This window comes from Virgisporangium aliadipatigenens (genome assembly GCF_016863615.1).
Lineage (GTDB): Bacteria > Actinomycetota > Actinomycetes > Mycobacteriales > Micromonosporaceae > Virgisporangium > Virgisporangium aliadipatigenens.
This window is the reverse complement of the sequence record NZ_BOPF01000002.1, coordinates 759,616-770,464: the sequence shown is the minus strand read 5'-3', so window position 1 is coordinate 770,464 and position 10,849 is coordinate 759,616. Positions and strand designations below refer to the sequence as shown.

The following is a 10,849-nucleotide window of genomic DNA, read 5'->3' as shown; positions in this document are numbered from 1 at the left end:
CCGGGCCGATCCGCCTGCGGCGTGCTCGACCGCTCCGCTGCCGGGTCCGCGTTCCCCCGTGGGTGTGCGGTATTGCCGTCGCTCGCGACGGGTCGCACTGCCTCTACCGCGTCCTAGGATGCTAGGTCAGTGGCTTCTCAGCGTCCCTGTACGGTGGCGGCCCGTGGCGGAATCGATCACGATTGGGGGCATGGGCCGACGGAATTGGGCGCTTCCGACTGCCGCGCTGGCGTTCACGCTCCTCGCTGTCGCCAATCCCACCGACCTCGCCCGGGTGCACCGGGCCACCGCCGTGGTGGCCGGCGGGGCCGTCACCCTGGGGCTCGCGACCGCCGCAGCGCTGGCCGACCGCCGGCACAGCCTCAGCCGCCGGATCAAGGTCGTCGGGGCGGTGGGCTTCGTGGTCGCCGCGCTGCTGGGGACGTTCGGGGTGGCCGGGGTGCAGCGGTTCGCGCCGCACTGGGAGGTGCTCGCCACGTCCCCCGACGGGCGGTACGCCGTGGCGCGCTACGCGGAGTACAGCCTCGGGGCCGACAGCACCCACGTGCTGCACCTGTGGGCCGGCTCCGGCGTCCTCGCGCGGGACATGGGGCACCTGGTCAGCTACTCCGACGAGTACCGGGCGGTGGCGCTGGGCGCCGTCGAGTTCGCCGGCAACCGCACCGTCCGCGCCCGGATAGGCGACGCGGACTACCTGTTCGACGTGGCCCCGGACGGCCACCCCACCCGCCGCGCCGTCGCCCATATCCCGGTGAGCGCATCGGCGGGTGGGCGTTAGGGTTGCCCGTCATGAACAACCCCGACGTCCTGCCCGCCACGCCGGACGACCGTGCCCGGGTCGTCGCCACCCTCGTCGCCGCCTTCCGGGAAGACCCGGCGGTGCGGTGGATGTTCCCGGACGACGACGTGTACGAGGCGCACATGCCGCACTTCGCCGGCGGGCGCTTCGACCGGCGCATGCCGCTCGGTGCCGTGTGGACGGTCGAGGGCGGCGCCGCCGTGGCGCTCTGGTCGCCGCCCGGCGGGGACGGCGGCGACCCACACGCCTACCCCGCCGGCGTCACCGAACGCCTCACCGCCTACGACGAGGCCGTGCACGGCCTCCTCCCGGCCGGCCCGCACTGGTACCTGGGCATGCTCGCCACCGACCCGGCGTGCCGGGGCAAGGGCCTGGGCCGCGCCGCGATGATCCCCGGCATGGCTCGCGCCCGCCTCGACGGCGTGCCCGCGTTCCTGGAGACGAGCAACCTGCGCAACGTCGCGATATACCAGGGCGCCGGCTGGCGCGTCGTCGGCGAGACCGCTGTCGCGGGCCTGCCGATCTGGGTCCTGCGCCACGGGTAGACGGGAACGCCACCGTGCCGGATGCTACGGAGATCCCTAGCGAACGGGGGCTGCGGTGGCGGCACGGGATCAGCAGGCACGCATCGCCGTCGGGGCCGCCTACGCGGCACAGGGCTTCTCGTTCGCGGCGCTGCTGACCCAGACGAACGTCCTCAAGGACCGCTTCGGCTTCACCGACGGCGAACTGTCGCTGGTGCTGCTCGCCGTCCCGCTCGTCGCCGGCATCGGCAGCATCGTCGCCGGCGCCCTGGCGCCCCGCCTCGGCAGCGCACCGGTCCTGCGCGTCGGTGGTCCCCTGGTGTGCGCCGCGCTGGTGGCCGTCGGCGCGGCGAGTTCGGTGCCGGCGCTGGCCGCCGCCCTGGTGCTGCTCGGCCTGGGCCTCGGGATCGTCGACGCCACCATGAACATGCAGGGCGTCGCCGTCGAACGCCGCTACGGCCGGCCGCTGCTGTCGTCGTTCCACGGCTGGTGGAGCCTGGGCGCGGTCGCCGGGGCGCTGACCACCGCGGCCACGGCGAAGGCCGGCCTGACGGTCCTGGAGTCGCTGACGGCGGCGGCGCTGGTCGGCCTGGTGCTCACGCTGGCCGCCGGCCCACGGGAGCTGCGCCGCGCCGAGGAGACCGCGCTGGCACCGTCCACAGTGGACGCCGCCGCGGTCGCCGCGATCCCCTGGCGCCCGGTGGCCCTCATCGGGACGGCCGTGATGCTCATGTACGTCGCGGACTCGGCGACCTCCAACTGGAGCGCGGTCTTCCTCGACGACGTGCTGGAGTCCTCCCGCAGTGTCGCCGCGCTGGGCGTCTTCGCCTACCAGTGCGCCACGATGCTCGGCCGGGCCGCCGCCGACCGGTTGGTGCGGCAGTACGGGCCGGCCGTGGTGACCCGCGCGGGCGCGGCGATCGGTGGCGTGGGGCTGCTCGTCGTGGCGGCCGCGCCGGACTCGGGCGTCGCCCTCGCCGGGTTCGCGTTGCAGGGGCTCGGGCTGTGCGTGGTGGTGCCGCTGTCGTTCTCGGCGGCGGGGCGCCTCGATCCGGCGCACACCGGTGTCGCGGTGGCCCGGGTCAACCTGTTCAACTACGCGGGCTTCGTCGTCGGGGCGGGCCTCATCGGGGTGGTCGCCGAGGCGGCCGACCTGCGGTGGGCGTTCGTGGTGCCGGCGGTGCTGGCGTTCGGCGTGATCGGGCTCGCGGGGTCGTTCGCGGTGCGCGCCCCGGACCGCACCCCGACGGGGTCCCCCACACGTGTCGTTTGAACGTGACCGGACGGTGATGCTCCGTGACGAGGAGTATCAGACGGGCTGCGCGAGATCCGGCCTTACGCGCTGGTGGCGCCCCCTGAACGGGCTTATGGTTACCGACGGCAACAATCGGGCGAGGTTACGCCCTCGGGGGCACCGGTCTCAATTGTCACCCGTTTAGGCTATGTCGGACATCGTCGGACAACAGGCACCATAGAACCCGTCGAAGTTCACCGACTCCCGAGGAGCACCCCGATGGCTTCCCGCATGCAGGATTCCGACCCGTTGCTCACCCCCGCCGAGGTCGCGTCGATGTTCCGCGTCGACCCGAAGACCGTGACCCGTTGGGCCAAGGCCGAGAAGTTGACCGCGATCTTCACGCTCGGCGGCCACCGCCGCTACCGCGCCTCCGAGGTGCGGGCCCTGCTGCACGGCGGCAACGGCGGCATCCCCCAGCAGCGCACCGGCGAGTAGTCCGGCCCTCCCCCACGCGGCAACGAGAGCGGATCGCGCCGGCCACCGGGAAGTCCCGGTCGGCGCGCCGCTCCCGCCGCCGTTTCGCTCACCCGAACATCCACCTCCGCCCGGTGAACCCGAAACCGGCGGCGGTCAGCGCAGCGGCCGGAAGAAGTTCCGCAGGTCGTCGACGAGAAGGTCGGGTGCCTCCAGGGCCGGGAAGTGCCCGCCCCGCCCGTGTTCGGCCCAGTAACGGATGTCGGGGTAGCGGCGGGCCGCCCAGCGCCGGGAGGGCCGCGGCACCTCGGCGGGGAAGACGGAGGCGCCGACCGGGACGGACACCGGATCGAGGCGGGTGCCGCCGATCCAGGCCGACACCCGGTCGATGCTCTCCGCGTAGAGGCGCGCCGCGGACGCCGCGGTACCGGTCAGCCAGTACAGGGAGACCTGGTCCAGGATCTGGTCGCGGGACAGGCCGCCCGGCGGTGCGGGGTCGCTCCACGCCATCAGCTTCTCGGCCATCCACGCGCAAAGGCCGGTCGGCGAGTCCACCAGGGCGTAGCCGACGGTCTGCGGCGCGGTGCGGTGCATCTCGGAGTACGCCGAGGAGGTCCGCGCCCGGTCGCGCAGCCGGGCCAGCGCGGCCCGTTCGGCGTCGGTGTGGTGCGGGTCCGCCGGATCCGGTCCAGCCAGCGGTGGAACGAGATGGATCCCGGCCACCCGCCCCGGGTCCACGGTCGCCAGGCAACTGGAGATGCTGGTCCCCCAGTCGCTGCCGGCCGCACCGTAGCGGCTGTAGCCGAGGCCCGCCATCAGTTCGGCCCAGGCGGTTGCGATGCGTTCGATGCCCCAGCCCGGAGCGGTCGGCCTGGCGCTGAACCCGTATCCGGGCAGCGACGGGATCACCACGTCGAACGCGTCCCCGGCCGAGCCGCCGTGCCGCACCGGATCGGTCAGCGGTGCGACCAGGCCGACCAGTTCGAGCACCGAACCCGGCCAGCCGTGGGTGAGCACCAGCGGCAACGCGTCGGGATGCGGGGAACGCGCGTGCAGCACGTGCACCCGGATGCCCCGCACGCCGACGAGGTACTGCGGCACCGCGTTCAGTCGCGCCTCGGCGACACGCCAGTCGTACCCGTCGGCCCAGTACCGGCACAGGTCCCGCAGCACCTCCAGCGGTATCCCCTGGGTCCAGCCCGGCACCGGCGACGCCTCGGGCCAGCGGGCGCGGGCCAGCCGGGCGCGCAGGTCGGCCAGGTCGGACTCCGGCACGTGTACCCGGTACGGCGCGACGTCGATCCCCATCGGACATTCCTACGGCGACCGAACGGCACCCGGCAAGGCGACCCACGCCGGGTGCCGTTCATCGGGTTGGGATCCGGCTTCGCCACCGCCAGGTCAACGACATCGGCGGCGCCTCGCGCGGGTACCGGCCTCAGTCCCGTAGGGGCGTGCGCCGCGGGCGCACGATCCGGTGCGTGATACGCCAGCCGGCGGCGGTTCGCTCGACGGTGTCGTCGTACGTGACGCTGCCGGTCGAACCGTCGGCCATCACCCCGAGGCCCTTGGAGAGGGCGTGCACGACGCCGTCCGCCGTCTCGCGCAGCACGATGTTGGTCACGTGGTGCGCGACGGGATTGGCGTCGGCCAGCGCCGTACCGGCGTCGCGGATCGCGGCGAGACCCACCAGGGCGCCGCCGCCGAAGGCCGACACGTCGTAGACCACCTGTTCGGTGAAGAGCGCCGCCAGGCCGGCGAAGTCACCGCGGTCGACCAGGTGGCCGTGCAGGCTGATCAGATCCGCGATGGCAATCCGATCGTCCGTCGTCAGCGCCATCGCGGCTCCCCTCCGTCGAAGCGGGGTACTCCCCGTTTAGTTGCCGGTAACGTATCCGGGGATGTCCTCGGATAGCAAGCGCGGCCCACGTGCCGACGCGTCCCGCAACCGCGCCCGGCTGATCGCCGCGGCCGGCGAAGCACTGGCTGAGGCCGGGAACGACGTCGCGTTCGACGTGATCGCCCGGCGTGCCGGCGTCGGCAACGCCACCCTGTACCGCCACTTTCCGACCCGCGCCGACCTGCTCGTCGCCGTCTACTCCGACGAGGTCGACGCGCTGTGCCGGCACGGCACGCGGTTGCTGGAGTCGGCCGATCCGACGGACGCGCTCTTCGCCTGGCTCGACGAGTTCGTGGCACACGTCGCCACGAAGCGCCCCCTCGCCCTGGCCGCCACCGAAGGCGCCGACGGGCGCCGCACGGCGCTGTTCCACGAATGGCACGCCTCGATCACCACGATCGCCGACCGCCTGGTCCGGCGCGCCGCGCCGACCCTGCGTCCCGACCTCACCGCCGCCGACGTACTGACGCTGGCCAGCGGCGCCGCCCTGGCCGTCGACGCCGACCGGGCCCGCCGGCTGGTCGCGATTCTGCGCACCGGCATCGTCGCTATCACCCCGACCGCCGACGAGTGAGGCGCGGTGTCACGGGCCTGAGCGTGGCCGGCTCAGCCCTCCCGATCCGGCCGCAGCGACGACTCCGCGCGGGCGGATGAGCGGATCGGCCCGGATCCGGCGGTCAGCGGCCGCGCCGGTCCGGGCGGTGCCACGGCCACGCCGTGGCGACCCAGTGCGCGACGGCCTCGGCCAGCGGCACGTCGAGGGCCGCCCGGTCGGCCCGCACCCAGGACTGGATCGTCACGTCGTACTCCGCCGCCTTCGAGGGGTACAGGTAGACGCAGCCCATGACGTCGCCGTCGGCCGGGTCGAGGACGGTGAAGGTGAATCCGGTGCGTTTCGCGAAGTCGTCAGCGTGCCGGCGAAGATCGGCGAGGTTCCGGTCCAGCGGCATGCCGTCGAGTGGCGGCCAGGTGCCGTCCGGGTAACCCGGGGTGGCCCGGATGTGCCCGATGCTCGACGTCCACGCGGCGTGGTCGGCCGCGTTGTGCCGCGGACCCAGCGGCTCCAGGCGAAATCGGTCGGTGACCAGCGACGTCGGCGGAACGAAGCCGGGTGGCACGAAAGCGGCGGACGGCATGAACGGAACGCTACCGGCCCGCGCGGCGATGGTGAATCTCTGCGGGACCGCGTACGTGGCGCGCACGGTCGAGGGATCCGCCCGCTCCGGTTCGGCCGCGGCGGGCGGCGCGACCCTACAGCACCGCGCGCAGCGCCTCGACGAAGCGGTTCACGTCCTCCTCGGTGGTGCCGAGCCCGATACTGGCCCGCAGCAGCGTGGCGCCCGCCGCGCCGCAGGAGCCGTCGACGCCGCTCAGCCGGCGGGCCAACGGATGCGCGCAGAACTGCCCCGCCCGCACGCCGATGCCGTGTTCGTGACCGAGGCGGTCGGCCACCGCCGTCGCGTCGTGGCCCGGCAGCGCCAACGAGACGATGCCCACCCGCGGGTGTTCGGGGCCGAACAGGCTGACGTCGCGCACCCCCGGCACGGCGGCGACCCCGGCCCGCAGGCGCGCCAGGAGCCGCTGCTCGTGGGCGTGCAGCGCGTCCCGGTCGGCGGCCACGAGCGCGTCGCAGACCGCGGCGAGGGCCACGGCGCCGAGCAGGTTCGGGGTGCCGCCCTCGTGCCGGGCCGGCCCGGTGGCCCAGGTCAGGTCGTCCGCGGTGTCGCCGACCCGGGCGCTGGCCCCACCGCCCGCCAGGTACGGGGGCGCCGCGTCCAGCCAGTCGCCGCGTCCGACCAGCACCCCGGCCCCGAACGGCGCGTACAGCTTGTGCCCGGAGAACGCCAGATAGTCGGCGCCGAGGGCGTTCAGGTCGACGGGGGTGTGCGGGGCGAGCTGGGCCGCGTCGACGAACAGCCGCGCGCCGTGCGCGTGGGCGACGTCGGCGAGCCGGCGCACCGGCCAGATCTCGCCGGTGACGTTGCTGGCCCCGGTGACCGCCACCAGCACCGGGCCGGCCAGGTAGCGCAGCGCCGCCTCGAGGGCCCGCACCGCGTCGTCGGGGCTCTGCGGCGCCGGCAGGCGGCGGGCGTTCGGCCAGGGCAGGAGGGTCGCGTGGTGCTCGGTCTCGAAGACCACCGTCGTGGTGCCGGTGGGCAGGGCCCGGGCCAGCAGGTTGGTGGCGTCGGTGGTGTTGCGGGTGAACACCACGAGGTCCTGCGCACCGGCGCCGACGAAGTCGCCGACCGACTGGCGGGCCCGTTCGTACTCCAGCGTGCACCGCGCCGAACGGGCTCCCGCCCCGCGGTGCACGCTCGCGTACCAGGGCAGCACCGCCTCGACGGCCCGGGCGGCGGCCCGCACGCAGGGGGCCGAGGCGGCGAGGTCGAGGTTCACGAAACGGGAAGCGCTGCCGTCGGCGAGGGTGACGGACAGGTCGGCGCCGACCACGTCGAGCGCGTCGGTCGTGCAGTCGAAGGTGGCGGTGGCGAGCACGGGCGAACCCCCAGGGGCCAGGGACCCCACAGTCGCTGGAGGGTCCGCGCTTGCCCGCGGCCAAGCCGGCGCACGGGCCAGGTCCTCACCCGGGGCACCCCATCGCGGATCGCAAGGGTTGCCGGCCAGCAAGCCGGGGCTACGCGCTGGCACTCATGACCTGGCCCGAGCATAACGGATCTTCGTGGATGGATCTACCAGGTGGTGGGTTTCCCGGGCGTGTACACCCACGTGCGGAAGAAGGCCCGCAGGTCCTGACGGGCGATCGCCGAGGAGAGCACCACCAGGTCCTGGGTGTCGGCGTCCCGGTCCCGGTACCGCGCGTACCAGGCGGGCAGGATCGCGAAGAACTTCGCGTCGCCGACCTTCGCCCGCAGCGCCTGCAACGCCATCGCGCCGCGGATGTACACCGAACCGGCGAAGAGGTTCTCCGCGCCGGGGGCCGCCGGCGGCGGGTTCCAGATGGTGGAGCTCTCCGGGCGGGCGTACAGCTCGGCGAATTGGTCGGCGGCCGACTTTCCGCCGTTGTGCTCCTCCCACAGCCACTCGGCGTAGGTGGCGAAGCCCTCGTTGAGCCAGATCTCGCTCCACGCGTTCGGGCTGACGCTGTTGCCGAACCACTGGTGCGCCAGCTCGTGCGCGACGGTCGACTCGTCCGGCGCCCCGGAGTAGATCGGCCGGGTCTGGGTCTCCAACGCGTAGCCGGCGTCCTCGTCGTCGTCCACGATCGCGCCGTACGACGAGAACGGGTACGGCCCGAACACCTTGCCGAAGTAGGTGATCATCTCGTCGGTGCGGGCCAGCCCGTCGTCGGCGGTCTCCGGCAGGTCCCGGTCGATCGCGTCGATGATCGGCAGCCCCTTCGGGCCGCGCCGCTTCCGCAGGTCGTAGTCGCCGATCGAGGCCGTCGACAGGTAGCTCGCCATCGGGTCGTTCGCCCGCCACACCCACGTCGTCCAGCCGTTCGACGTGCGGTTGGCGACGAGTTCGCCGTTGCAGACGGCGACCTTGCCCTCGGGCACGGTGATCCGGAAGTCGTAGCCGGCCTTGTCGGTCGGGTGGTCGTTGACCGGGTACCAGGTCGAGGCGCCCTCGGGCTCGTTGGCGACGAACGACCCGTCCGGCGTGGAGACCCAGCCGTAGAGCGCGCCGGTGTTGTCCACCGGCCGGCCGGTGCTGCCGTCGTAGCGCACGACCACCTTGAACAGCCGGTCCCTGCCCAGCCCGCCGCGCGGCGCGACGGTCAGCTCCTGCCCGTCCCGGGTGAACGCGGCGGCCCGCCCGTCGACCGTCACCGCGCGCACGGTGAAGCCGCGCAGATCCAGGTTGAACGACGACAGCGCGGCCGTGGTGCGCGCGGTCACCTCGGCGACGCCGCTGAACGCCCGGGTCGCCGGGTCGTAGCGGATGTCGAGCTCGTAGTGGCGAACGTCGTATCCCCCGTTGCCGGCGAGCGGGAAGTACTCGTCGCCCGCACCAGGGGCGCCCGGCCGGGGCGCGGCGGCCTGCGCCGGACCGGCCGTGAACACCGTCGCCGCGACGGTCGCGAGCACCACCGCACCACGTAAGAGCTGCATGCAGGGGACAGTACCGACCAGTGACCTCCACCACGAGAGCACCGGTCCGACGAGGGAGATCCTTAGGGTCGGAGGCATGGTCCTGGCGCGTTACCTGCTCGTGGCCGCGCTGGTCCGCCTCGCCGACGAGGGTGCGCGGGTGGCGATCGTCCTGCTCGCCGTGGACCGCACCGGCGACGCCGCGCTCGGCGGGATCCTGGTCGCCGCGCTGATGATCCCGCACGTGGTGGCGGCGCCGCTGATCGGCGCGTACGGGGACCGGACCCGGCGGCCGCGGCTGTTCTACACGGTGGCGCTGCTGACCTTCGCGTCCAGCCTCGCGGGCTGCGCGCTGCTGGTGGGCGGCGCGCCGGCGTGGACGGCCGTGGTGGTGGTCGTTCTGGGCGGGTGCTGCGCGCCACTGGCGACCGGCGGCTTGTCGAGCCTGCTCAAGGAGCTGGTGCCGGCGAAGCGGCGGCCGCGCGCGTACAGCTTCGACGTGCTCACGTACAACACGGCCGGGATCGTGGGGCCGGCGTTCGCGGCGCTGCTCGCGGCGCGCATCGACGCCCGGCCGGCCGCGCTGGTGGCGGCCGCCGTGGCCGCGTGCGGGGCGCTGCTGGTCCTCACCCTGCCGCTGCGCGAGCGGGTGGCGAGCGGGCCGCGTCCGCCGATGGCCGCCGGTGTGGTGGTGCTGTGGACGGATCCGGTGCTGCGGGCGATCACGTTCGCGAGCAGCCTCGGCGCCATCGGCATCGGCGTGCTGCCGATCGCGGCGACGGTGCTGGCCACCGAGCGGACCGGCGACGCGACCGACGCCGGGCTGCTGATCTCGGCCTACGCCGTGGGCGGGCTGATCGGTTCGCTCGCCAACGCGCGCTTCACTCCCTGGGTCGAACGCCCGCAGCGCCTGGTCATCTGGGGAACGCTCGTCGGCGCGGTGCCGCTGATGTGCGTTCCGCTCGGCGGCGGGATGCCGGTCGCCGTGGTGCTGTTCGCGCTCTCCGGCTTCACGACCGGACCGGTGGCGAGCGGGCAGTTCGGGGTGCGGGACAGGTACGCGCCGGCGCCGGTGCACACGCAGGTGTTCACGATCAGCGCCGGCATCAAGGTCTCCTCCGGCGCGGTGGGGGCGGCGGTGGCCGGCGCGACGATCGGGCTCGGCGGCGCCTGGCTGGTGCTGCTGTTCGCCGGCGGGAAGCTGTTCGGGGCGCTGCTCGGCGCTCTTCTCCTCAGGAGGGCACACCGGCCGGCACCCGAGCCCGCCGGCGTGCCCCACGCCGCCTAGATCAACGCCGCCTCGCACGCGGCTGATCGACGAGACGGGTCCTGGCCGCATCGCGCTCGCGGTCTATATAGTGCGCGCCGTGATCAGGCGGATGATTCTCGCGGCGGCTCTGCTCGCGGGAGCCGGAGGATGCTCGGTCCCGGATGCCGGCGGCGGCGGCGACTTCACCCCGGACCTCGCGCCGGCCACAGCGCGGCAGCAGGTCCGCGAGCGTGCCGAGCGGGTCGCCGCGATCGCCGCGATCTCCCTGGACGCCCCCAAGGAGGAGCGCCTCACCTGCCCGGGCCAGATCAGCGACTTCCCGGACAAGGAGCTCTACCGGATGCAGGGCACCTATCACCTGCCGATCGCCGCCGCCGAGGAGAAGGCCACCTACGCCCTCCTGACCGATCACTGGCAAGCGGCCGGTCTCCACCCGCGGACCGGCGACGACCCGTGGGTCAAGGGCCCCTGGGCCGGACCCGCCGATCTCAAGATCGACCTGCGGGACGGCCACACGGTCGCCCTGTCCCGCAGCACGGACACCACCGTCCGGATGATCGTCTGGACCCGGTGCCTGCACGAGACGGACTGAG

12 protein-coding genes and 1 riboswitch are annotated in these 10,849 nt (G+C 73.8%); of the genes, 7 read left to right on the top strand and 5 right to left on the bottom strand.

Annotated elements, in window-relative coordinates; all coding sequences use genetic code 11:
- The first annotated feature begins 190 nt into the window (after positions 1-190).
- From Val02_RS04250 to Val02_RS04235, 4 genes are all read left to right on the top strand, one after another.
- Positions 191-778, top strand: a complete 588-nt coding sequence (locus Val02_RS04250) for a hypothetical protein (protein WP_203897487.1) — start codon at positions 191-193, stop codon at positions 776-778.
- Between the two features lie 11 nt (positions 779-789).
- Positions 790-1,344 (top strand): GNAT family N-acetyltransferase, encoded by a 555-nt coding sequence (locus Val02_RS04245; RefSeq protein WP_203897486.1) that lies wholly within the window; start codon positions 790-792, stop codon positions 1,342-1,344.
- Positions 1,345-1,399: 55 nt separating this feature from the next.
- Positions 1,400-2,596, top strand: a complete 1,197-nt coding sequence (locus Val02_RS04240) for an MFS transporter (RefSeq protein WP_203897485.1) — start codon at positions 1,400-1,402, stop codon at positions 2,594-2,596.
- A 240-nt stretch (positions 2,597-2,836) separates the two neighbouring features.
- The gene (locus Val02_RS04235) at positions 2,837-3,055 is read left to right on the top strand and encodes a BldC family transcriptional regulator (protein WP_203897484.1); all 219 of its coding nucleotides are present in this window, start codon (positions 2,837-2,839) and stop codon (positions 3,053-3,055) included.
- A 135-nt stretch (positions 3,056-3,190) separates the two neighbouring features.
- On the opposite strand, the gene Val02_RS04230 is transcribed toward Val02_RS04235, so the two are convergent.
- Both Val02_RS04230 and Val02_RS04225 read right to left on the bottom strand, forming a co-directional pair.
- The gene (locus Val02_RS04230) at positions 3,191-4,342 is read right to left on the bottom strand and encodes an epoxide hydrolase family protein (protein WP_203897483.1); all 1,152 of its coding nucleotides are present in this window, start codon (positions 4,340-4,342) and stop codon (positions 3,191-3,193) included.
- A gap of 130 nt (positions 4,343-4,472) precedes the next feature.
- The gene (locus Val02_RS04225) at positions 4,473-4,874 is read right to left on the bottom strand and encodes a nuclear transport factor 2 family protein (RefSeq protein WP_203897482.1); all 402 of its coding nucleotides are present in this window, start codon (positions 4,872-4,874) and stop codon (positions 4,473-4,475) included.
- A gap of 61 nt (positions 4,875-4,935) precedes the next feature.
- Here Val02_RS04225 and Val02_RS04220 point away from each other — a divergent pair, with 61 nt between their 5' ends.
- Entirely contained in the window at positions 4,936-5,508 is a 573-nt protein-coding gene (locus Val02_RS04220; protein WP_203897481.1) for a TetR/AcrR family transcriptional regulator, read from the top strand.
- A 103-nt stretch (positions 5,509-5,611) separates the two neighbouring features.
- Here the strand turns inward: Val02_RS04220 and Val02_RS04215 are convergent, their stop codons facing one another.
- From Val02_RS04215 to Val02_RS04205, 3 genes are all read right to left on the bottom strand, one after another.
- Complete coding sequence (locus tag Val02_RS04215) at positions 5,612-6,070, bottom strand: GNAT family N-acetyltransferase (RefSeq protein WP_203897480.1); 459 nt, start codon at positions 6,068-6,070, stop codon at positions 5,612-5,614.
- A 115-nt stretch (positions 6,071-6,185) separates the two neighbouring features.
- Positions 6,186-7,385, bottom strand: a complete 1,200-nt coding sequence (locus Val02_RS04210; RefSeq protein ID WP_373317854.1) for an aminotransferase class V-fold PLP-dependent enzyme — start codon at positions 7,383-7,385, stop codon at positions 6,186-6,188.
- 86 nt (positions 7,386-7,471) lie between these two features.
- Positions 7,472-7,591: riboswitch (SAM riboswitch) on the bottom strand.
- 33 nt (positions 7,592-7,624) lie between these two features.
- Entirely contained in the window at positions 7,625-9,007 is a 1,383-nt protein-coding gene (locus tag Val02_RS04205; RefSeq protein ID WP_203897478.1) for a M1 family metallopeptidase, read from the bottom strand.
- 76 nt (positions 9,008-9,083) lie between these two features.
- Between Val02_RS04205 and Val02_RS04200 the strand changes: the two genes are divergently transcribed.
- Positions 9,084-10,274 carry an MFS transporter gene (locus tag Val02_RS04200; RefSeq protein WP_203897477.1) on the top strand — a complete coding sequence of 397 codons (1,191 nt, stop codon included), beginning with the start codon at positions 9,084-9,086 and terminating at the stop codon, positions 10,272-10,274.
- 79 nt (positions 10,275-10,353) lie between these two features.
- Entirely contained in the window at positions 10,354-10,848 is a 495-nt protein-coding gene (locus Val02_RS04195) for a hypothetical protein (RefSeq protein WP_203897476.1), read from the top strand.
- Position 10,849 lies beyond the last annotated feature (1 nt).

What these genes read in the sequence shown, in the direction of transcription:
- Val02_RS04250 (WP_203897487.1), top strand. Translation starts at nt 191, where the DNA reads ATGGGCCGACGGAATTGGGCGCTTCCGACTGCCGCGCTGGCGTTCACG.
- Val02_RS04215 (WP_203897480.1), bottom strand. Translation starts at nt 6,070, where the DNA reads ATGCCGTCCGCCGCTTTCGTGCCACCCGGCTTCGTTCCGCCGACGTCG.
- Val02_RS04220 (WP_203897481.1), top strand. Translation starts at nt 4,936, where the DNA reads ATGTCCTCGGATAGCAAGCGCGGCCCACGTGCCGACGCGTCCCGCAAC.
- Val02_RS04245 (WP_203897486.1), top strand. Translation starts at nt 790, where the DNA reads ATGAACAACCCCGACGTCCTGCCCGCCACGCCGGACGACCGTGCCCGG.
- Val02_RS04230 (WP_203897483.1), bottom strand. Translation starts at nt 4,342, where the DNA reads ATGGGGATCGACGTCGCGCCGTACCGGGTACACGTGCCGGAGTCCGAC.
- Val02_RS04205 (WP_203897478.1), bottom strand. Translation starts at nt 9,007, where the DNA reads ATGCAGCTCTTACGTGGTGCGGTGGTGCTCGCGACCGTCGCGGCGACG.
- Val02_RS04225 (WP_203897482.1), bottom strand. Translation starts at nt 4,874, where the DNA reads ATGGCGCTGACGACGGACGATCGGATTGCCATCGCGGATCTGATCAGC.
- Val02_RS04235 (WP_203897484.1), top strand. Translation starts at nt 2,837, where the DNA reads ATGGCTTCCCGCATGCAGGATTCCGACCCGTTGCTCACCCCCGCCGAG.
- Val02_RS04200 (WP_203897477.1), top strand. Translation starts at nt 9,084, where the DNA reads ATGGTCCTGGCGCGTTACCTGCTCGTGGCCGCGCTGGTCCGCCTCGCC.